The following is a 21,499-nucleotide window of genomic DNA, read 5'->3' as shown; positions in this document are numbered from 1 at the left end:
CTGGACGTATCGCTCAAGAGTGAAAAGTAATTACTTTAAAGTGAATATCGCATTAACAGAATCAATAAATTTCACACATATGGGCAACAATTAGATAAGAGTAAACATTACATAAACATAACGCATTATTATGTCACTGTTAACATCTAGAATCAATATCAGTTGGTGAATTTGAGGGATTTTTGCTCTTTATAATCCTTTTACCACATCCACAACTTTGATTATATCGTCGAGCACCACATCTGCTGCTGCCCGGAGCTCTTCTGGTCTTTCGTCTCCCTGCTGGGTCGTCATTATACCCACATCTGCTGCCCTGAGAGCCAGGATATCGTTAATTCCGTCCCCTACCATAACTACTTTCTCGTACCTGGTTTTAAGTTCAAGCACCACTTTCTCCTTCATAATGGGATCTGCAAAAGCAAAGACTCTTTCTTGCGGGATATTTACTAACTCTGCAAGTTGCACAAGAGCTGACATTCTGTCCCCGGATGCTATGTACATATCCACTTCCATAGCATAGAGCGACTGGATGGTCTGCAACGTCTTACCGAATACCTGCCCTCCCGTGCTGAGCACATAGGGTATTTTTCTTGCCTCTGAGTCCACAATCAGACCTGCCGCAAGATAAATGCTGTCAGGGCAGAGGGATGTAACTGCCTTAAGCACGTCATGAACATCCCCCATCATGAGAGAAGTCCCTCTTATGATCTCACAGGCAACGTCCGGGGTAAACTTTCCTTTTGAACAGCTGATACCTATTGAAACTCCATACTCCTTTATAAACTCAAATAAAAACATATCCCTTCTTGAGTGCAGGATTATTTCGTTCTCGGTATTAAGAGCTACAAGGCCGCAACCGTTTTTCTTCGCGACAATGGCAGTGCTCTCTATGTTTTCAAGGATATTCCCGGTGCTGGATTCTTTTGCAACTCTGTACATGCGGAGAAGAGTTCCGGCACTGTCAAAGACCACTGCGATTCGTTTGGCCATGTCAATTGATTAATCTATAAAATAAAAAAATCTTTGTGAAAGCCCCGGAAAAGTAGATGGGAAACTGAAATTTATAAAAATAAATGAAGTAGAAAAGTAAAACTCCTATTTACATTTTCTCTTACAGGATTGAGGCTCCCGAAAGCAGGACTCCGGCAAAAAACCCGAGAATTACTCCGGAATTCAGGAAGGGCAGCCCTGCCTGAGGTTTTCCCTTCATTACCAGGATGGACAAAAATACATGCCCTACAAGAGTTCCCAGCATTGCCCCGAGCACAGGGTATGAGAATCCTCCGTTTTCGAGAAATACATTTGCGGAAACTACCAGCAAGGTGGGCATGACTGCGTCTCCAAGGCCCATGAAAAAGGCTTCACGTTTTTCCCCTTCTTTAAAACTTTCCTTAATGAATGAATAGTTCGAGTTCTTTGGGATTATGAAAAGAAGAGGAAGTTTAAGGTCCATTACACCTTCAGCCATGGTTATCATATGTTTTGTCTTATATACCGAGATGGCATCATAGACTGCAAGCAATATCAGAAGGACAACTACAGGGATAATGGAAAGGGAGATTCCTAACAGGGCACTGACTCCACCTGCTATGCAGATCCCCAGAATATCGATTACATACCACTCAGGATATTTGTAAAGTAATACTGTCAACCCTGTAGAAATCAGGAGTGAAGCGAGATTTTCAAAGCCTGCGAAGGAAGGAATCAGGGTGAACAGTGCGAAAAAGACATAGTAGAGAGTACTGACTATGGCGAAGTATATGAGTAGGCTGATAATCCATTTCATGTTTTTCTTTATCGCTACCAGGACAAGAAGCGTAAAAACCAGGATCATCACGATATAATAAATCGAATTGGAAACCTGTGTCGGATCTTCAAAAGCCTGCATGTCATTAACTTCCATTGGCGTTGATAAAAGAAGGGCGAGAACCTGCACTATCAGGATTAACCCTGCCATGGAAAGAATCGGCAAATAATCTTTAAGTGAATTTTCGCTGGAACTCAAGTACTAAACTCCTTATTTCTTGACACTATGCCTTTTCTATTCCTTTATATATTTACTCTATCCTCTGTCTTTAATTTTTATGTCCCTTAATAAATAATCAATTTTGCCAATTATCTGCCTTCCCCGTATTTGTTCTGCGATATTAGTATAGATTCACAATTTATCAGGCGTTTTCATTTTGTGAGAAGTTTCCCGCTCCTGTTAGTTTACTCGATAGAAGTCCCGGCAATTCACTTTAAGATATTGTTTGGTTTATTGAGGGGATCAGGAAAAAAATAAATTCGGGATAAAAGATACATAAATAGTTTATGCAAAAAATTATATAGAATCACTGTATAAAAAACAAGTAAAGATAGAAAAATAATAAATATGGAAATGCGGAAAAAATAGAAAAACAGTAAATACTTTAATGGAAATTATCTCCACCTAATAATTTTCAGCCCGGTATGAGGAATTTGTGGTTTTACACGAAGTTTATGATTGCATAAGGAGAAATTCCATAAGTACGTTAGAGGTATACAATGGAGACCAGAGATACAGTATTCCTTGTTGTGATGGTTCTGTCATCATTCCTTCTATCCTTCGAATGGCTTAGAAGGTTTACATACAAGCCCACAAATCCTTTCATTGACCCTTTAATTATTTTATCGATTATGATTCTGGCCGGAACATTATCTCTCATGCTTATCTCTATTAATGACAAGCTTCAGAGTTTTGAAGACAAGATGGAAGCAAAGGACCGCGCCCTCAGGGTTAATATGGAAAGTTCGGAAACAAAAATTGAAGAAAGTATGAATGAGCTCTCAAGTAAAGTTGATAATGCAGTATATGAATTCAACCGCAGAAAATATCACTGATTTCTGCTCACAATCTTATTTTTCCTGAAAGAGTAAATACGGCCAGGTTTCTTCTAATTAGATTCTCTTCAATTTTCGTCCCCCTGTTAGATGTATTTTATTTTCGTATCCTGTTTTTTCTTTTCACAGTGTTTTCTTTGCCTTTTTTCAGACACTCTTAATTCGTTCTTAATCTAACCTTTAAACTGTCTTTCTTTCCATTTACTCCTTTTATTTTATAGGACGGTTTTTAAACGGATTTTATCGTTAATCAACGATTTTTTAGAAAACTTCCAAATATTTTCATTTTTGAATATCTCTTCAGGCTGGACAATATGTAAAATTCGTGTAATTGAATTGCTCTATGGAGTAAATACCGGCACAAACAGATACAAATAAGAGGAAAAGTTAATATACAGGATTTGTAAAAGAGAATCTACTTTACATTTTTGATTAATTTGATTTGTTAATACGAGCATTTGCATATATGATAATTTATGTTATTTATTGATACTGAATTGTTATCCTGCCCAGTATTTTCAGGCGCAAGCCCCACGATTTAGCAAAGTATATATATTGGATGTCCTGTAGTAGAGAGGAATATCTGGAATCCAGACAGTTATAAATATATTCAAATTGATATAGTGTATCGTAAGTTATTATTACTCAGAGTTAGTATATTGATTACTTGTGTAAACAGGTAAAGAAGGAAAGCTAATATGCACCTCAATCTGGAACCGATTGGCATTATCAAAAAGGTTGCAAATAAGTCGGAGATTTTGATTTATTCTGATTTTGAGCAGGTCATACGAAATATAGTGTCCAAAATAGGAGAAGGAGCCGAAATGGGCCAGAAGCTTCTGGTTATCCATAAAAATAATAGCAAAAAACAAATAGATGGTCACCAGGTCCAGGTCACGAAGGCGACGCTTCTGGAAAGAAAAGGAAATCTGTTAACAATATCCAAAATAGAGGCAAATGAAGATTCCGTAATTGACGTCCGACTTGATCTTACCGCCTGACACCCTTCTACTTCGACATATGCCGATAAAAATCAGAGATTCCTGGACGTTTCCCTTTTCTCCGGGATAGCCTGGATGGCATTCATGGAGAGCTGAATTTGGGATGGAAATTCCAGGAAGCAGGGTTTACTGTAATTATTTTTATTATAATTCTTTTTTTGCTGCTGAGCAGCGGCTGTCTAAAAGAAGGCACAGATTTTAAAAAGCCCGGCGGTGAGGCTGAAATCGAAAGCAGAGATTCTGCAGGACCTGAGGCAGATATTCAGAAACACCAGCTATCTACTGTTGTTGCTGTCTATATGGTTGGAAGTGACCTTGAGTCTTCAAACAAATATGCCAGCAAGGATATCCTCGAAATTATTGATGGTGCCTCCACGCTGAACGGGGAAGATACTGAAATTCTTGTAGCTTATGGAGGGGCTTCCGCAGAGGGATGGGAGGGCATGACAATCGCAGAGCTTGAGGATCTCAGAAAGGACGGAGAGGACGGGACCATAGGCAAGGGGGACATTAACAGAGAGACATATCCCCACGCAAACATGGGAGATGCCGCAGGGCTTGAAACCTTTCTTTCATATATTCGAGAAAACTATGAGAGTGAAAGGACCCTGCTTATTTTCTGGGACCACGGAGATGCTTACAGGGGGGTTTGCTTTGACGAGAATCATGGTTATGACAGGCTGGAACTTCCTGAACTGAGTGACACTCTTAAAGCCTCCGGAATGCATTTTGACCTTATTGGTTTTGATGCCTGCCTCATGTCCAGCCTTGAGCTTGCAAGCGCGGTTAAGCCTTCTGCAGATTACATGCTCGCCTCCGAATCAATCGAACCTACCCATGGCTGGGACTATGTTGCTTTCATAGGTTATGTCTCAGAAAACCCCAGAGCCCCTACAGAAGAAATAGGAAGGGTTATCATTGACAGCTATCTGGAGAATTCCTCTCATGTGCCCCCCAGAACCCTTTCTCTCCTTGACCTCTCAAAAACCGATGAAGTACTGCAGAATATCGATAGGCTTGCAGATGATATGGGTACAAGCGTTTCAAACCCGGAAGGGTATTGTGGACTTGGGGCATCTCTTACGAAAGCCCGGAAGTTCGGGGTAGAACCAAAGAAAGGATCTGAAATCTCAATGGACCTGAAGAGTTTTGCCCTGAGAATCGGAGAGGAAATGCCGGAACTTGCAGGCAGGTCTGAAGCTCTCATAAAATCGCTTGAAGATTTTGTTATTTACTCAAGGCAGGACGGCACAATGCCTGGTGCATATGGAGTCTCCGTATATTCTCCCCAGACTCAGGACAATTACTCTAAATATTACGGCAGGGTTTCCATTTCCGAAGCATGGTCGGAATTTCTTGATGGCTATTCTGTGAGAACCTGTGCGGACTTTACAGAACCCGGCATCTCAAAATCCGGAGATTCCTTTTCAGTAAAAGACGATTCCGGGCTGGCTTCGGTAGACCAGGTTTACTTCATAGCCTCTCCGGAAGGCCCGGTCCTCATAGGAAGAATGCCCCTCACCTGTTCAGGGGGCACGAACTACAGCCTCCCTGCCTGGGGAGGGGAATGGATCTTTATAGAGGACTCCAAAACAGGAAAAAGCTCTCTTATTTATGCAGCCTGTGGAGGAGAAAGCGAAAATGGAAACAGGATACTTACTACCGAACTGGGGCTTCAAAGAGATGGAGAGTTCAGATCCTGTCTTGCCCAGCTTTACCTGGACACCCTCAACGGGACTGTCAGAGCTTACATGAATCCCTATGAGGCCCTGGATGACGGAAACATCCTGTTCTCAAAAGAAGTGCTTGTACCGGAACCAGGAGATATTATTACTACATACGCCCCAGTCTACGGAGAATCCGATATTAAGGACTGGACAACACTTGGCAGGCTTAAGATGGATGAAAATACGGCTTTTGTCTATGACTTTCTGCCTGCAGGAACTTATTATACCGCACTTTATGCAGAAGATTACCGCCTGAACTTCAATATGAGCGAACCTGTGGAGATTATCCGGGAATAATTTCCTGAAAATCCATCCCCTTGAATAATTTCCTGAAAATCCCCTTTTTAATTTTCCTCTATCTTAAAAGGCCGTTAATCTGGCAACAGACATAAAACTTCAGTACACGTAAAGCCTATTGTCCAGTAAATGGAGATACTGATAACAAGATACTGATAGCAAGATACTGATAGCAAGATACTGGGAGCGAGAAGTCGAAAGCAACAGGTATCACCGGATTAAACCCGCCTGAGGATAGTAACTGCCCGGAGGCAGTAAAAGAGTTAGAGATAAAGAGTAAAAGTAAAGAAGCCTGAGGCTAAAAAAGAGTTTCATACACCAGAGGAAAAAAATATGGGCACGGATATAGGAGATCTGCTTCAGAAAAGAAAAATAGAGCTTTCTGACCTCTCAAACCGGGTGGTTGCAGTTGATGCATTTAACACCCTTCACCAGTTTTTGAGCATTATCCGCCAGAGAGACGGAAGTCCCCTGGTTAATTCAAGCGGGAAAGTGACCTCGCACCTCTCCGGCCTGCTCTACAGGACAGCAAGCCTTGTTGAAGCTGGTATCAAACCTATTTTCATTTTTGATGGTAAACCCCCTGACCTGAAATCCGGGACCCTGGACCGAAGGAAAGAAGTTAGAGAATCTTCACGGGAGAAGTGGGAAAATGCAAAGGCAGAAGGGGACCTTGAAGCTGCTTATAAGTATGCTCAGGCTTCTTCAAAGGTTGACCAGGACATCGTTGAAGATTCAAAATACCTCCTCGGTATAATGGGCATTCCATGGATACAGGCCCCCTGTGAAGGGGAAGCACAGGCTGCCTATATGGTCCTTAAAAAGGATGCGGATTGTGTTGCTTCCCAGGACTACGATTCCTTCCTTTTCGGAGCACCGAGCGTCGTCCGCAACATGGCTGTCACCGGAAAACGCAAGCTCCCTGGAAAGAATGTATATGTTGATGTCGGACTTGAAATGATTGAACTCGATGAAACCCTCGAGGCTCTGGGGGTCAACAGGGACCAGCTTATCGATATTGCAATCTGTGTGGGTACGGATTATAACAAAGGACTGGAAAAAGTGGGTCCTAAAACAGCCCTTAAACTGATTAAAAAGCATGGAGATATCCACGCCGTGCTCCGGGAAAAAGGGGTGGAAATCGAAGGGCTGGACAATATAAAAGAACTCTTTACTCATCCTGATGTTACGGACGACTATGAAATTAAATGGGGCAAGCCTGATTCCGAAAAACTCATCAAATTCCTCTGCGAGGATAATGACTTCTCCGTAGACAGGATAGAAAAAGCTGTAGAACGCCTTAAAGCGGCTTCAGGGGCCAGGCAGAAAACCCTTGACCAATGGTTCTAAAGAGTTTTAAGGGCTCAAGAGGTATTCCCACCCCCACAGATCCCTTCTTTACATTTTCATTACATTGAATCCATTACTTGTGAAAGTCTCGTCGTCAGAAAATCTCGTCGTCAGAGATATGCAGGCAGGGTGGTCTGAGATTGACAAAATCTGAACCGGAGCATTCAGGAGAAGAACACTCATATTCCCATGCCCACGGAGTTGTGGACCCCGAACTTCTTTCCACGGATAGGGGGCTCTTTGCTGTCAAATGGTCCTTTGCCGGCTTGATGCTAACTGCGCTCTTTCAAATTCTTGTAGTATGGGTTTCGGGAAGTGTAGCCCTTCTTGCAGATACCATTCATAACTTCGGGGATGCCGCAACTGCAATCCCCCTGGGGTTTGCCTTCCTGCTCTCCAGAAAAAAGCCCAACAAAAGTTTTACTTACGGCTACGGCAGGGCAGAAGACCTCGCAGGTCTGTTAATTGTTTTCCTTGTCTTTCTCAGTGCTGCAGTTGCAGCTTATGAATCGGTTCACCGGCTTCTCTCCCCACAGCCTGTTGATTATCTATGGGCTGTGGCTGCAGCTTCAATTATTGGTTTTCTGGGAAATGAACTTGTGGCAAAGTTCAGGATCAGGGTAGGAAAAGAAATTGGAAGCGCTGCCCTTGTTGCCGACGGATATCATGCCCGAGCAGACGGTTTTACCAGCCTTGCCGTGCTTTTCGGAGCCCTGGGCGTCTGGCTGGGGTATCCTCTCGCAGACCCTATAATCGGACTACTGATCACAGTTGCAATCCTCCGCATAGTATGGGAAGCAGGCAAATCCGTATTTTCCCGCATGCTGGATGGGGTTGACCCTCGGATTGTTGATGATATCCGGCAGGTGGTCAGCCAGGTAAAAGATGTGAGGGATATTACAGAGATAAGAGTGCGCTGGTTAGGGCACAGGCTTTATGCTGAAGTTAACATCGCAGTAGAATCCGGACTCTCTGTTAAGGAAGGGCATGAAATCGCGGTAAACGTGAGGCACAGGATGCTTCATGGTCTGAATTACCTGTCAAACGCAGTTGTACACGTAGATCCTCTGGGAGCGTCCGGAGAGGCCTTTCATCACATTCCGGGACATGACCCCGATATTCCACCTGCTAATTCTCACTGAACCTGGAGTATTCCGGACTTTAAAAGACATCAAAATTCTTTAACCCGGAATTTAGCTCAGACTTTAAATATCAGACTTAAATATCAGACTTTAGAGACCTCTGCCCCGCTGTTCTTTGCTCGAGTCATCATTGTGATTCCACCTACCGATTCATCAAGCATTTTCTGGACTTCTGCCTGAAGTTGCCTGCCTTCTTCCCTGTTATCCACAAAGGCATAAACTACAGGTCCAAAAGAGCTTACTCCGGCTCCGTAACTCCGGCTGCGCATAAAAGAGGCAATGTTCTTTACGAAGTCGGGCCAGATAAGGCTCTCCCTTTTGTTAAAACCTACTGTCTGGACATGGTTTACCGCAGCCCCGAAGTTTTCAATGTCCCCCTCTATTACTGCAGGCATCATCTTCATGAGTACCATATGTGCAACCTCCCTGACCTCCTCTATCGGGAGGGGGCAGAATTCCTGAAACACATTGATCTCTTGCTGGTCATACATGCCTTTCTCATTGGGAACTGCAATAACTATATCCCAATCAGGGAAATCTTCTCTGAAAAGTACAGGCCCGGGCGGCACCCTGCTGGCGGCCGAAGGCATAAAAGCTCCTTTGTCTTTGAACCTGTGCCCTCCATCAACTATGAATCCCCCCTTCTCAAAAGCAGTTACTCCTATACCCGAGGTTCCTCCCCTTTTTACTGCAAATGCAAGTTCTCTAACGCTTTTTCCAAGCCCGTACAGTTCATTCACAGCTGCTGCCGCAGCCAGGGCAGACTGGGTACCTGATCCAAAGCCCACATGAGCAGGAATCAGTTCTTCTACATGAATTCTGACCCCTTTTCCTTCTGGAAGCAGGGCTTCTGCGGCTTTTCTCATGCGGTCGGCAAATCCCTGCAACCCTTCTATCCGGATTTCATCAGCTTCTGCTGCAGTAACTTTTACGTTAGGGGATGAAAGGGTCAGCCCTGCTCCCCCATCCACCCTCCCGATCTCACCATTCATATCGATAAGGGTTATGTGAAGCCGACTGGGAGTAGTTATTTTGATCATGTGTAGTACAACCCCAAAGAGGACATTTGTGGTTTTTATAATATGTTCACGATATTTACTTTCTATTGTAGCTGCTGATATTTAATCTTTTTAAAAAAATCCTGCCTGGAAAGTCAGTATTGATTATAAAAACCGATGCAGGGAACTCTTTAAAAAAATGAGTTTATGAGAAAAGAACCGGGCAGAAACCCAAATGAAATAAAATCAGTAATAAAAAGTATTAACGAAACCCCACTCAATATGAATAGATATAATGAGTTAGGGAAGAGAGTGAGAAGAATTCGAAGAGCGACAGAAAAAACCGGTAAGAAAACAACAGGTCATCCATTGTTACCTGGTTGATGTTTTTGAGTACAAAAGAAACAACGTCAGCTCTGGCGGAGGTGCTTATATTAACCTGAATTGAAAAACACCGGGGTTAAGGAAAGTATCTATCTGGCTGACAGGCCGGCCCCAGCCCCTTACGGCACAGGGAGAGAAAACTAAAAGATTCCTTCCTGGATTCCGGAATAGATCAACCAATTAATCAGGAACCACCCCCAACAGGAAAAAAATAGAATTAAACCGAAAAAAGGCAAATATTAAAAACCGCAGAAAAAACTTAAGGGTGCAAACAGGAAGAAAAGAAAATGAGAACTGAAATCTAAAGAGAAAAAGAGAGAGTGAAAAGAAGCAAAAAGAAAATTAAATGAAAATAAAAAGCACTGGTTTTTTTCGTTACTGCTTCCTTTCCTTACTATTGCCCTTAACTTTATCTTTACCGTCACTCTTTTACAACTAACGATTTGCCTTTCATATCTTCGGGTTTAGGAACCCCGAGAAGATCCAGGAGAGTGGGAGCAAGGTCAGACAGTTTCCCGTTCTCAAGGGCTTTTACTTCGCCGTTTCCTGCGTAAATGCATCTGACATTATTTGACGTATGAGCTGTATGCGGCTCTCCTGTGTGTGAATTTTCCATCTGTTCAGCGTTTCCGTGGTCTGCAGTTATAAGTGCTACACCCCCTACCTTTTCCAGAGCCTCAGTAATCCTGCCCACGCAGTTATCCACAGTTTCTACTGCCTGTACAGCGGCTTCAAAAATTCCGGTGTGCCCGACCATATCCATATTTGCGAAATTGAGTATAATTACATCATACGTTCCTGACTGAATTCTCCTGATCACCTCATCCGCAACTTCATATGCACTCATCTCGGGCTTGAGGTCATAGGTGGCAATCTTCGGCGAGGGAATCAGGCAGCGATCTTCCCCCTCATAGCATTTTTCCTGTCCACCGTTAAGGAAAAAGGTCACATGGGCGTATTTCTCGGTTTCTGCAATTCGAAGCTGGACAAGCCCTTGCTTGCTAAGTACTTCTCCAAGCACATTTTCCAGTTTTTCAGGTGGAAAGGCAATAGGCAAATCCAGAGTTTCATCATACTGTGCCATGCAGACATAGTGAACCTTCGGGTGTTTTTCCCTGACGAAACCTTCAAAATCATCTTTTACAAAAGCCCAGGTAAGCTGACGTGCCCGATCAGGCCTGAAATTGAAGAAGATTATTGAATCATTGTCCTGTATGACTGCCTCAGGATTCCCTTCAGGGTCAGTGACTATAGTGGGTTTTACAAATTCGTCAGTTTCTCCCCGATCATAGGCTTCAGAAACTGCAGTTTCAGCATTAATGGCTGTATGCGGGGCTACCCCACGAGTAAGGGCATCATAAGCAAGTTTTGTCCTCTCCCAGCGCGTATCCCGGTCCATTGCGTAGTAGCGCCCTGATACTGTTGCGATCCTGGCACTCCCGCTTTTCTTACAAAACGCATCAAGTTCCCTGATATCTGCAAGAGCAGCTTTAGGGGGTACGTCCCTCCCATCCAGAAAAGCATGTATGTATACTTTTTTTAGCCCTTTTTCCTGTGCAAGTTTAATAAGGGCATGAAGGTGAGTCATATAACTGTGAACACCTCCGTAAGAGACAAGCCCCATGAGGTGCAGGCTTGAATCATTGCGCTTTGCGTTTGAAATTGCATTCAGCAAAACAGAGTTTTTGAAAAAGTCTCCGTTCCTGACAGAGAGGTTTATTCTTGTAAGGTCCTGGTAAACAACTCTTCCTGCCCCTATATTCAGATGGCCGACTTCAGAGTTACCCATCTGACCTTCTGGCAGACCTACGGCTTCCCCTGAGCATTCTAAAAAGCACCATGGGTATTCTTTCAGCAGGCGGTTGAGGTTTGGAGTTCTGGCTGCCAGAATAGCATTTCCTTCTTCGGCTTCCCTGTAGCCCCAGCCATCAAGGATCATAAGCATAAGAGGTCTTCTTGCCTGAGTCATATGAAGGGAATTCCACACATGTTCATAAATAGCTTGTTATGAAACTCCATAATATCCGGTCATGAGAGTATCTAATAGCTGCTTATGAAACTCCATGATATCCTGTTATAAGGTTTTCAAATAGCTGCACATAAAATTATGTGTTATATATTTATGATGTATTAAAAATTTATATACTGTCCGCAAATATAAGTATTAATAATTACATACTAAATTAAAAGGTAAAAAGAGACATCAAAAACGGCAGAGTGTCTCTATGTAGTTTTTATAGGAAGTTCAGGCGAAATCTCCGATTAACGGGAAGGAGGATTGGATTTTATGAGTCAAAGCGTCAAAGATATTACAAATATTAGTAATGTAAAGATAGCGGATTTAACCGCAAACCCTGCTCCTCTGGGTTTGATGGGTTTCGGAATGACAACTGTGCTTTTGAATATACACAATGCAGGCTTCTATCCGATGAATTCGATGATCCTATCTATGGGCATTTTCTATGGTGGATTAGCTCAGGTCATTGCAGGGATTGAGGAATGGAAAAAAGGCAATACGTTCGGAGCCACGGCTTTTACATCATATGGGCTTTTCTGGCTTTCTCTTGTGGGCCTTGTTTTAATCCCTAAGTCTGAAGGCTATTCAATGTTTGCTACTGAGGCGTTCCCATTTGCCGCATACCTCTTCATGTGGGGAGTTTTCACCCTTTTCATGTTCATAGGCACACTAAAAGGCTCAAGGGCGCTCTCTGTTGTTTTCCTGACTCTTACAATCCTGTTCTTCTTGCTGGCCGCAGGAAACTACCTTGGCAGTGCAGCAATACTCAAAATCGCCGGTTATGAAGGAATCCTTACAGGACTTTCAGCCATTTACACTGCCATGGGCCAGGTACTGAACGAGGCGTACGGGAAAAAGATGGTTCCTCTCTGAAAAAGCGTGTGAAGGTTAAGGAATATTTTTGCGGGCTCTTAAGCCCGGATTTTTTTTATATTAAACTTTCATACTCATTAATTCTCCATTATCTATTTTATCAGCTATTTTTAGTGGACTTATTTTTTTGACTATATCTATTTATTAGCTGTTTTATCGCTTATTTTTTGTGTATATTTTTTGCCCATTTTTATCGCTGTCATTTAGTTCGGATCGCTTTTTGACATAGTATTCGGTTTCACATAGTTAGATGATTTATTCGAAAAATACTTATTTATTAATACGCATCTGTGTTTTCATATTACCTGTATCAAAACCAGGCAAATTAACGAGGAAGCAAGATGGATATAAAAATCGACTGGAATGAACTCTGGAAAGAAAGAATGGAGTTGCAGAGTAAAACGCAGAGGAATACCGATTGCACAAACATGTGGAAAAGGAAAGAGAACGCAAAACGTTTCTGGGAAATGTCTCTGGAAAACAAGGACAGGATTGAAAAAACCCTGGACGGCATGGTTCTTACTCCGGAATCCAGAGTCCTTGACATTGGAGCCGGACCCGGAAGCCTGGCAATTCCTCTTGCTGAGAGAGTTGCTCATGTAACAGCAGTAGAGCCTGCAGAAGGGATGATGGAGATTCTGAAACAAAATATCGAGACTTATGAGGTCAGGAATATTGACTGCGTCTATAAAGACTGGGAAACTGTTGATGCAGGGTCTGACCTCTGCCCCCCCTATGACGTCGTGTTTGCATCTTACTCTCTGGGCATGAAAGATATCCGGGCCTCAATACAAAAAATGGTTGATGTATCTTCGGGATATGTTTACCTTTACTGGTTTGCAGGAGATACATCCTGGGACATACACTCTCAAAATCTCTGGCCCATCCTGCACGGGTATGAGTACAGGCAGGGCCCAAAGGCAGACGTCCTTTACAACGTACTCTACGATATGGGAATCTATCCAGATGTGGAGGTCTTTCCTTTTGAGCACAAAAACCGCTTTGAAAACCTCAAAGAAGCTCTTGAACACTTTAAGCCTCAATATGCCGCATTTTCGTCTGAGCAGGAAGAAATTCTCAGGTCTTACCTTCAGGAAGTGCTTGAGGAAGAGAATGGGGCACTCATACAGAAGGGCTGGAGTACAAGGGTGAAGATGTGGTGGAAAGTCTCTGCCTTTTAAAAGAAAAAGATTTTGAGTACAATAATTCAAATGTCCCTTGTGGTATAAAATATATATGTGAATATTACTGATAGAAATAGTTTACGAAACTGAGATATAGTAGTCTTTCACGTGCGCCCTCCGTGAAAACTTCCACATATAAGGTTTAGACAAGGTCTTTTTGCCCTCCATAAAAAAAGGGAGGGCAAAGTTATCATGCCCTCTTTTGCTTGTGTTTTTGTATATTTTTGCCTGTATTTTTTCCCGAACTCTGACGCTTGCTCAAAGAGATGAGATACAAAGCGCAACCATAAAGATCCCGAAATCCATTCCCGTGCTACTCAGGATATGATGTTTCACAAAAATTATGTATGTTGTCGTTAGGAAAGTTGTCAACCCGGTGACAAACTCATTTTGGGTCATTTTTGTTTTCACGAAGAAAAAATATTCGTTCTAAATTTGCCGTCGATACTCAGAGTACGGGGTTGATCCTGTAGAATTACACGTTTTTTTGCGCGTTCAAGTTTTTAGAACAACGTATCCCGTTGCTTTTTTTAAAAAGTTCTGATAGGATAATTTATCTGTATAAATATAATTGATAGTTTATCCACACAATAGTTAGTTCAATGAGATACAAATTGTTTAATGAATTATCCATTATACGGGTCTTTCTATATTATAGTGAAATAATTATATTTAAAAGTCAAACTGTATTAGTTTCATGAGCTCCAATGAATTTTCTGGAAGTTTAAGACAGATTTTCAAGCACTGTAGAACGAATAACCATGAATGTAGAAAGGAAAATGCCACTGCCGAACTTCTCAAAAGTTCGATTTTAGTTGCATTCTCTGGTGCACTACGAATACACCTCGCATTTTTACTACTTCACATTCAATCAAGTATACTAACCTGTATTGCAGGTGGTCTAATAATTTATACTGTATACACACTTGACAGAGCTTTGGGAGCCGAGGAAGACACTGTAAACCGGAAGGAACTGAATGGCTCGAATAAAAAAGTTGGACTCGCGGTTTCACTACTGGCTTTTATTATAGGAACTTATATACTGGCAAAAGAAGGAATTCTTACACTTGCGTTCATACCCTTCATAACTGGCTATCTTTACAGTAAAGGCATAAAAATCGGCAAGTTCGCTTTGAAACTCAAAGGAGGACTTGGAATTAAGAATATTGTTGTGGGGCTTACATGGGGTATTTTTATTGCAGGACTTGCAGGCAGTGGGTGTGGAAATCTGGTTCCTATTGTTCTGGTTTTTATTTTCTTCGGAGTCAAACTCTTTATTAACTCTGCCATCTATGATTTCAAGGACATTAAAGGAGACACTCTTGCAGGTATCAAGACCCTTCCCGTGAGCCTCGGAACACAGAAAACCCGCAATCTTCTTACTGCCATGCACCTTCTCTCCCACCTAGCACTCGGGATTGCCCTTATCCATGGAGTCCTTGCTTTCGAACCCCTTATAATTCTCTACAGTTTCATTTGCGGACTGATATGCATCCAGAACTTTACAAATTCTGAGGATGAGAAACTTTCTTCCAGAAAACTTGAAAGGACTTTTCTTGTGGACGGAGAATCAACTTCGATTCTTGGACTCAGGATGATTGCAAGCGCTCTGATTGCATAAGACCTGACTGTACAAAAGATTTTAATAAAAAAACTATGATAAAAGACTCGATCTGAGACTTGATCTGATACTCGATCTGAGACTTGATCTGATACTCGATCTGAGACTTGATCTGAAACTTGATCTGAGACTTGATCTGAGAATACATCTGGAGCCTGATGTAATATTAAAACTTTTACAAAAAGTATTAGTAAAAGAGATCTGTCGAAAGCCTGTTTAAATAGGCTTTAAACAGGTTAGACTGAAGATCGAGCGTCTTCAGCCATACTTCCAATTCTGTTTTTCAGCATTTTCCTTTTAGACTATCGGAAGATCTGTTACCTCAGGACATTACAACCTTTCAGTTTACAGACTCTTTATCTCGACTGCACTCTCTTTGTAATGTTTAAAAAGGTCTTCTCCCCATTTAAGTGATAAAGAGTCAAAACCCACAAGGTCACTTCTCGGGTCAAAGGTTCCATTTTTGAAAAACAGTGAGAGCGACATAAACCTGTCTGTTACGACAAAAGCTACCTTTGCGCTGTCGTAGACATGGAAACTTGTGTGTTTGTACTTAAGAAACTCTTCAATTTCAGCGTTATGCTCGCTTTTTATTTTAAAAAAGACATTTGGTGTAACAATTATGGAGATCGGGATGTTCCTGCGGGCCATCTCAAGAAACATCGATGGAAAGCTGGGAAGAAAAATGGATGCAAACCCCATAAAACGACCGGAAGTCAGGACATTTTCCATGAACCCCTTATGGGAATCATAAATATGTTCATGTTCGTCCTTTATAACTCTGCACTCCTTTAGCTCTTGAATTCTATTTAGCAACATATCAGGAACTGCTATAAGATCATGTTCTCTCCAGAAGTCTTCGTTTGCTTCTATAGCTGTCAGAGTGTCAAGGAAAGGTTTGTAATATATAGCTGCAACTTTCCCCAGAGAAGTCAGCTGATACAGTCCTTCCTGTCTGACAATTAAATTCGCGGTTTCCATTTCCTTCAGGCGAGGTAGAATCTCCGGTGATTTTACATCGAAGTAGTCCCTGATCTCCGAAAGGGTTTTTGGGCTCGCCTGAAGTAAAAATAAAATATCTTTTCGTTTTTCAGAAAAGGTTAGGATGCTTAAAAGTCCAGTTGATTTCACACATATCAGCCCGTGATTTTTTATAATGTATTTAGAGAAATTGGAGAGTTATTATGGAAAAATAAGTTCTCCGACTTTGATTTGAAACGAAGGTAATTTGATTTTTTTAATTTTTATCATCTTTTATATTGAATTAAGGTGGCAGTTATATCAGGGTGATATAATATTGCTAGAATGGTATACGAATTCAAGATATATTATCTTTTTCAAGAGTAGACTTGATTCTTAATAATTTTTTATGGTATTTAGAGGTTATATGTACCGGTCTTTCGAAAACGTAAGATATCCAGTTGGGAAATATTTAATACTTTACAAAAAATATTCGTGTGATAATGATATAAAATGATTCTACGAATATACGGATTAAAGCTACATATTCAGCCAGCGGGCTGAAAATCATGGATAAAAAATTGATATTTGATGTAGCCTTTCGAGGAATTATTAATGAAAGTACGCAGATCCAGCAGTGAAGTAAATGCGTACGCAAATGTATTAATTAATTAATAAAGTAATTGGTTAATTAAACCCTCATATAAAGCACACTTAAGTAAGAATAGACAAAAGCTTCAACTTCGGCAAAGCTATTATCTTTCAAACCATGCTGTTCTGAAAAATAAGCTTAAACTGCGGTTCTGAAAAATAAGCTTAAAATGAGAATGTACCCTGCCCTTAAATGCAGGGTACTCGAGTTTTTACATTGAGCTCAAGTGTATACCTTGAGTTTTTCTTTGTCTGTACTGATTTTTCAATGAAGGAAATGCCGCATGCCTGTAAAGACCAGGGAAACTCCAAGTCGGTTTGCAGTAGCAATAACCTCATTGTCCCTGATCGACCCGCCGGGGGAAACAATATAGCGGATGTTATTTTCTGCTGCATAGACTACGCTATCATCAAAGGGGAAGAAAGCGTCTGATGCCATTACACATTCTAACATAATCTTCTGGCAGTACTCTTCGAAGGGTGCAGCAGGCTGCTCACGTTCATAGATCACCTTTAGATTTTCAACTGCCTTTGTAGCTGCCAGTTTGCGGATCGAGTCCACCCTGTTAGGCTGCCCTGCTCCCATACCCAGTGCCATGAAGTATCCAGGTTCATATTCGTGAGCAAGGGTCACAGCATTGGATTTTGTAGCTTTGCAGGCTTTAAGGCAGAACTCCGAGAGGGCACGTTTGTCCTCAGGATAGGGGATTTCAGTAACATACTCCCATTTTTCGTAGATCCCTATATCACGGCTCTGCTTAAGCATACCCCCGATTACATATTTATAGGTGTATTCAGTCCCGAAAACCTCTCTGAGTTCCGGAAGTTTCAGGAGCCTCAGATTTTCACTTTTATTTTTCAGGTATTCCAGGGCATCAGGCTTGAAGTCAGGAGCGAGGATGATTTCTACGAATTTCCCATTCAGAAAAGTTGCAGCTTCAAGATCAAAAATCTCGTTTGTACAGATTATACTTCCGTAAGCCGAAATCGGGTCTCCGTCCCAGGCAGCCTGCAGAGCCTGCAAGAGTGTACCTCCAGTAGCAAGTCCGCATGGGTTATTGTGTTTAACAATTACCACAGCAGGAGAAGTGTTTCCCAGTTCTTTGACCGTCTGAAGAGCATTGTCGGCGTCTACATAGTTGTTGTAGGAAAGTTCTTTCCCGTGCAGCTGGACAGCTTTTGCCAGACTCGGACCCTCAATTTTAGGGTCTTTATAAAAAGAGGCTTCCTGATGCCAGTTCTCCCCATAGCGAAGTTTTACGCCATTGGTATATTTCAGGCGCAGTACATCTTCTCCAAGCAGGGTCCTGCTCAGGTAAGTATCAATGGCTGCATCATAATCAGCCGTATGCCTGAAAGCTTTAACCGCAAGATCAGCACGGGTTTTATCGGAGATAATTCCGCTTGAACGCAGTTCCGTAAGGACATGCCCGTAGTCCGAAGGGTCAGATATCACCGTTACCGAGCGATAGTTCTTGGCTGCCGAGCGGAGAAGGGTAGGACCCCCGATGTCTATGTTTTCGATGGCTTCTTCAAGTTCCACACCCTCTTTGGAAACCGTTACTTCAAAGGGGTACAGGTTTACGGCCACCAGATCGAGGAGGGAAATGTCTTCTTTTGCGGCCTCCGCCATCTGTTCTTTGCTGTCCCGCAGGCATAAGAGCCCACCATGAATTCTCGGATGGAGAGTTTTGACTCTTCCCCCCATCATCTCCGGATAGCCTGTGACTTCCGCGACATCAGTAACCTCGATACCGGAATCACGAAGAATTTTCGCAGTTCCGCCTGTTGAGATGATCTTCACGCCGAGTGCTTCAAGCCCGCGTGCAAATTCCGTAATTCCTGTCTTGTCTGAAACGCTGAGCAATGCCCTTTTTACCAAAAAATCACCAATATATTTGGTTTAAAAATTATTAGCTATAAAACTTATGGTTTACATATTATTTTATTAATAAGAAACTTTTTTTATTGAAAAAAATCAGAGTTTAATTCCTCAAATACAACATTTCGGTTAACATTTAATCATGAATCTCTTGAGGTTCTAGTTCTTTAAGTTGTTGGTATTTTGGAACTATCTTTTCTGCCCCTCTACCATCAGGAACTTCTTTCAGGAAAAGTTCAGATGAAATTCTTATTGCCTGGAAATAGAAAGAATAAGTGGTATAGGGGGATAGGGGTACAGAGTCATGACCCGGAAAAGGTCAAATAAAAAGAGATCCAGATGCCTTTAAGAAACCTGTTCTTGTGGTTAAGGCCGGGAAAATAAACACGGTAATGGAGTTCTTTGATGCCGGAGAAAAAACCGAAGAAATTGACACCTAATGAGCCCTTGCAGGAATATGATATTCCTGACAACAGACATAATTTTGACCGGATATGGGCGCATTTAAAGGAAGAGTACCCGGATGCAAAACCTTCTCTTAACTACAGCAACCCGCTGGAACTTCTTATAGCAACCGTGCTCTCTGCTCAGTCAACGGATGTCCAGATTAACAGGGTAACTGAAAAATTGTTCAAAAAATACAGAACTGCCGAAGACTATGCCAGCGCAGACATAAGGGAACTTGAAATTGACATTTATTCTACAGGATTTTACAAAAACAAAGCAAAAAATATCAAAGCTACTGCGCAATTGATTGTCGAACGCTACGGTGGAGAAGTCCCGGAGACCATGGAAGAACTGGTAACCCTTCCCGGTGTTGGAAGAAAAACCGCAAATATAGTGCTTGCCAGGGCTTTTGGGGTAATAGAAGGGATTGCCGTCGATACCCACGTAAAAAGAGTATCAGGGAGGCTGGGCTTTACCAGGCACTCAGACCCGGTAAAAATTGAACAGGACCTTATATCACTTGCCCGAAAAGAAGATCTTGATTCAATTTCCATGACCTTTATTTATCACGGGAGGAAAGTGTGCCAGGCAAGAAAACCCAGATGCCATGTTTGTGTTGTAAAAGAGCTGTGTCCTTCCAGTATAATATTTATTGATGAGTAACCAGTGGAAGTTTTGTTCATGGGACACAAAAATATATTGATTGAAGAGAATATGGAAAGAAGCCTGCTGAAATACAGGACTTATGAAAAACTACAATGAAAACCGCCTCTCCCCGAAAGAAGGGCGGCTTTTCAAAAAGGATAACGATTTTTTGCTCAGGCTTTTCTATTGAACACTTTTCCAAACCCGAAACTGATTGCCAGTACTGCTATAGTCCCTATGGCAATCGCCATAACTTCTCCACTTTTTCCCATACCTTCAATTGAATAGTCAGGCATTGGAGAACTTACTGCAGGTTCCATTTCTTCAAGTTGAGACATCTTTGATTCCTCAATAACGCCACCTGCTGCACTTTCAAGCCCATCGGGATCTGGAGATGCGAGGAAGGGGGCCAGAACCGAAAGCAAAAGCGCAATTGCAATTCCAGCATAAAAGAATTTCAGGTTAGAGTTTCCGCTCATGCGTGAACCTCCTTCTTAGACGTATCCGATTTGACAGTGAAACTATCCTCAAGGAGATCAGGGCGGGATTTTGCAATCGCGGTGATTACAACTGCAGTGATCAGTCCCTCACCAATAAAACCAATTATCAGGTGATAGGTACCCATTGCCATAAGTCCCGGAACCAGGGGGAAGGTGCCCGCAAGCCACATCTGAACAGCACAGACCATTGCCGAGATAAAGAGCCCGAGCCAGGCGCCCCCGAAGGCTGCGATACTTGTGCCCACACTCTTGCGAAGGGCAGCATAAGTATAATACCCTACAAACCCGGAAACAACGCCCATATTCAGGATGTTTGCACCCATTGTGGTGATCCCACCGTCACCAAAGGCAAAACCCTGCACGAGCAGCACAAGCGTTAGTACGAGAACTCCTGCCCAGGGGCTTCCGAAAACAATTGCCACAAGGGCTGCTCCTACCATGTGTCCGCTAGTCCCCATTCCTATAGGGATATTCATTGCCTGGATAGCAAAGATTCCTGCTGCAAGGGCAGCGAGAATCGGTACTTTCATCTCGTCAAGCTCTTTTCGTGCCCATCTCATTGACATTATAATGAAAGGAAGAGCAATAACCCAGTAAATAACTGCCTGGCCTAAAGGTATAAATGAATCAGGTATATGCATTTTTCATTTCCTCTTTCTATATTTTAGATTTTAATTTATCCGTTTGAGACTTTTGAGAGACTTTATAAAATATTCAGGAATCATCAAAATTTAGATTTGTTTTCAGTATCTTGTGACCGTAATAGATCAAAAACTCAGAAGAGATTACAAAGGCTCCTCCTTGTTCACGGCGTACATCCAAAAAATATTTTTAAGAATATTTTTCAGATGAGGATAAAAATCCCATAAAACAAAATTTGTAGAATTATTTAATGTGAATAAATATCAGTTTATTAATCTATTATTACTGTTGCCGTTATTCATTTTGGAATAAATTC

General features: G+C 42.0%; 18 protein-coding genes. 10 read left to right on the top strand and 8 right to left on the bottom strand.

All coding sequences use genetic code 11. The annotated features are described in order from the left end of the window. Positions 1-189 precede the first annotated feature (189 nt). Together EO98_RS15580 and EO98_RS15575 are read right to left on the bottom strand one after the other, a co-directional pair. Positions 190-990: an HAD family hydrolase gene (locus EO98_RS15580; RefSeq protein WP_048142215.1), complete on the bottom strand. Its 801-nt coding sequence runs from the start codon at positions 988-990 to the stop codon at positions 190-192. Between the two features lie 121 nt (positions 991-1,111). Further along, complete coding sequence (locus EO98_RS15575; protein ID WP_048142213.1) at positions 1,112-2,005, bottom strand: presenilin family intramembrane aspartyl protease PSH; 894 nt, start codon at positions 2,003-2,005, stop codon at positions 1,112-1,114. Between the two features lie 521 nt (positions 2,006-2,526). On the opposite strand from EO98_RS15575, the gene EO98_RS15570 reads away from it, so the two are divergent. The 5 genes from EO98_RS15570 (at position 2,527) to EO98_RS15550 (ending at position 8,379) form a co-directional block, all read left to right on the top strand. Next, positions 2,527-2,862 carry a hypothetical protein gene (locus EO98_RS15570; protein WP_048134073.1) on the top strand — a complete coding sequence of 112 codons (336 nt, stop codon included), beginning with the start codon at positions 2,527-2,529 and terminating at the stop codon, positions 2,860-2,862. Positions 2,863-3,560: 698 nt separating this feature from the next. Next, positions 3,561-3,863: a hypothetical protein gene (locus tag EO98_RS15565; RefSeq protein ID WP_011032857.1), complete on the top strand. Its 303-nt coding sequence runs from the start codon at positions 3,561-3,563 to the stop codon at positions 3,861-3,863. A 98-nt stretch (positions 3,864-3,961) separates the two neighbouring features. Continuing rightward, positions 3,962-5,887: a clostripain-related cysteine peptidase gene (locus EO98_RS15560; RefSeq protein ID WP_048142211.1), complete on the top strand. Its 1,926-nt coding sequence runs from the start codon at positions 3,962-3,964 to the stop codon at positions 5,885-5,887. A gap of 333 nt (positions 5,888-6,220) precedes the next feature. Then, positions 6,221-7,237 carry a flap endonuclease-1 gene (gene fen / locus EO98_RS15555; protein WP_048142209.1) on the top strand — a complete coding sequence of 339 codons (1,017 nt, stop codon included), beginning with the start codon at positions 6,221-6,223 and terminating at the stop codon, positions 7,235-7,237. A gap of 134 nt (positions 7,238-7,371) precedes the next feature. Further along, the gene (locus EO98_RS15550) at positions 7,372-8,379 is read left to right on the top strand and encodes a cation diffusion facilitator family transporter (RefSeq protein ID WP_048142207.1); all 1,008 of its coding nucleotides are present in this window, start codon (positions 7,372-7,374) and stop codon (positions 8,377-8,379) included. Positions 8,380-8,462: 83 nt separating this feature from the next. On the opposite strand, the gene EO98_RS15545 is transcribed toward EO98_RS15550, so the two are convergent. Beyond that, positions 8,463-9,419 (bottom strand): beta-ribofuranosylaminobenzene 5'-phosphate synthase, encoded by a 957-nt coding sequence (locus EO98_RS15545; RefSeq protein ID WP_048142205.1) that lies wholly within the window; start codon positions 9,417-9,419, stop codon positions 8,463-8,465. 165 nt (positions 9,420-9,584) lie between these two features. Here EO98_RS15545 and EO98_RS18595 point away from each other — a divergent pair, with 165 nt between their 5' ends. Beyond that, on the top strand, positions 9,585-9,761 hold the full coding sequence (locus EO98_RS18595; RefSeq protein WP_156161156.1) for a hypothetical protein: 177 nt from the start codon (positions 9,585-9,587) through the stop codon (positions 9,759-9,761). Between the two features lie 421 nt (positions 9,762-10,182). Here the strand turns inward: EO98_RS18595 and gpmI are convergent, their stop codons facing one another. After that, entirely contained in the window at positions 10,183-11,730 is a 1,548-nt protein-coding gene (gene gpmI, locus EO98_RS15535) for a 2,3-bisphosphoglycerate-independent phosphoglycerate mutase (RefSeq protein WP_048142200.1), read from the bottom strand. A 318-nt stretch (positions 11,731-12,048) separates the two neighbouring features. Here gpmI and EO98_RS15530 point away from each other — a divergent pair, with 318 nt between their 5' ends. From EO98_RS15530 to EO98_RS15520, 3 genes are all read left to right on the top strand, one after another. Beyond that, positions 12,049-12,651, top strand: a complete 603-nt coding sequence (locus EO98_RS15530) for an acetate uptake transporter (RefSeq protein WP_048142197.1) — start codon at positions 12,049-12,051, stop codon at positions 12,649-12,651. Positions 12,652-12,992: 341 nt separating this feature from the next. After that, positions 12,993-13,832 (top strand): class I SAM-dependent methyltransferase, encoded by an 840-nt coding sequence (locus EO98_RS15525; protein ID WP_048142196.1) that lies wholly within the window; start codon positions 12,993-12,995, stop codon positions 13,830-13,832. Positions 13,833-14,532: 700 nt separating this feature from the next. Then, entirely contained in the window at positions 14,533-15,456 is a 924-nt protein-coding gene (locus EO98_RS15520) for a UbiA family prenyltransferase (protein WP_048142195.1), read from the top strand. A gap of 345 nt (positions 15,457-15,801) precedes the next feature. On the opposite strand, the gene EO98_RS15515 is transcribed toward EO98_RS15520, so the two are convergent. Beyond that, a complete protein-coding gene (locus tag EO98_RS15515; RefSeq protein ID WP_048142194.1) occupies positions 15,802-16,587 on the bottom strand; it encodes a winged helix-turn-helix domain-containing protein in 786 nt (261 codons plus the stop codon). 745 nt (positions 16,588-17,332) lie between these two features. Beyond that, the gene (gene purH, locus EO98_RS15510) at positions 17,333-18,949 is read right to left on the bottom strand and encodes a bifunctional phosphoribosylaminoimidazolecarboxamide formyltransferase/IMP cyclohydrolase (RefSeq protein WP_048142193.1); all 1,617 of its coding nucleotides are present in this window, start codon (positions 18,947-18,949) and stop codon (positions 17,333-17,335) included. A gap of 405 nt (positions 18,950-19,354) precedes the next feature. On the opposite strand from purH, the gene nth reads away from it, so the two are divergent. Next, the gene (nth, locus tag EO98_RS15505; RefSeq protein ID WP_048142192.1) at positions 19,355-20,059 is read left to right on the top strand and encodes an endonuclease III; all 705 of its coding nucleotides are present in this window, start codon (positions 19,355-19,357) and stop codon (positions 20,057-20,059) included. Between the two features lie 155 nt (positions 20,060-20,214). On the opposite strand, the gene EO98_RS15500 is transcribed toward nth, so the two are convergent. Together EO98_RS15500 and cbiM are read right to left on the bottom strand one after the other, a co-directional pair. Next, entirely contained in the window at positions 20,215-20,520 is a 306-nt protein-coding gene (locus EO98_RS15500) for a PDGLE domain-containing protein (protein WP_048142191.1), read from the bottom strand. Then, positions 20,517-21,182 carry a cobalt transporter CbiM gene (cbiM, locus tag EO98_RS15495; RefSeq protein ID WP_048142190.1) on the bottom strand — a complete coding sequence of 222 codons (666 nt, stop codon included), beginning with the start codon at positions 21,180-21,182 and terminating at the stop codon, positions 20,517-20,519. Before cbiM ends, EO98_RS15500 begins: the two co-directional genes overlap by 4 nt. Positions 21,183-21,499 lie beyond the last annotated feature (317 nt).

The organism is Methanosarcina sp. 2.H.T.1A.6, from assembly GCF_000979455.1.
Taxonomy (GTDB): Archaea; Halobacteriota; Methanosarcinia; order Methanosarcinales; family Methanosarcinaceae; genus Methanosarcina.
The sequence above is the reverse complement of the archived record's forward strand: the minus strand, read 5'-3'. Positions and strand labels throughout refer to the sequence as shown.

Excerpts from the sequence above, each read along its gene's own strand:
- EO98_RS15580 (WP_048142215.1), bottom strand. The coding sequence starts at position 990 with ATGGCCAAACGAATCGCAGTGGTCTTTGACAGTGCCGGAACTCTTCTC.
- EO98_RS15570 (WP_048134073.1), top strand. The coding sequence starts at position 2,527 with ATGGAGACCAGAGATACAGTATTCCTTGTTGTGATGGTTCTGTCATCA.
- EO98_RS15565 (WP_011032857.1), top strand. The coding sequence starts at position 3,561 with ATGCACCTCAATCTGGAACCGATTGGCATTATCAAAAAGGTTGCAAAT.
- fen (WP_048142209.1), top strand. The coding sequence starts at position 6,221 with ATGGGCACGGATATAGGAGATCTGCTTCAGAAAAGAAAAATAGAGCTT.
- EO98_RS15545 (WP_048142205.1), bottom strand. The coding sequence starts at position 9,419 with ATGATCAAAATAACTACTCCCAGTCGGCTTCACATAACCCTTATCGAT.
- EO98_RS18595 (WP_156161156.1), top strand. The coding sequence starts at position 9,585 with ATGAGAAAAGAACCGGGCAGAAACCCAAATGAAATAAAATCAGTAATA.
- gpmI (WP_048142200.1), bottom strand. The coding sequence starts at position 11,730 with ATGACTCAGGCAAGAAGACCTCTTATGCTTATGATCCTTGATGGCTGG.
- EO98_RS15530 (WP_048142197.1), top strand. The coding sequence starts at position 12,049 with ATGAGTCAAAGCGTCAAAGATATTACAAATATTAGTAATGTAAAGATA.
- EO98_RS15525 (WP_048142196.1), top strand. The coding sequence starts at position 12,993 with ATGGATATAAAAATCGACTGGAATGAACTCTGGAAAGAAAGAATGGAG.
- EO98_RS15520 (WP_048142195.1), top strand. The coding sequence starts at position 14,533 with ATGAGCTCCAATGAATTTTCTGGAAGTTTAAGACAGATTTTCAAGCAC.
- nth (WP_048142192.1), top strand. The coding sequence starts at position 19,355 with ATGCCGGAGAAAAAACCGAAGAAATTGACACCTAATGAGCCCTTGCAG.
- EO98_RS15500 (WP_048142191.1), bottom strand. The coding sequence starts at position 20,520 with ATGAGCGGAAACTCTAACCTGAAATTCTTTTATGCTGGAATTGCAATT.
- cbiM (WP_048142190.1), bottom strand. The coding sequence starts at position 21,182 with ATGCATATACCTGATTCATTTATACCTTTAGGCCAGGCAGTTATTTAC.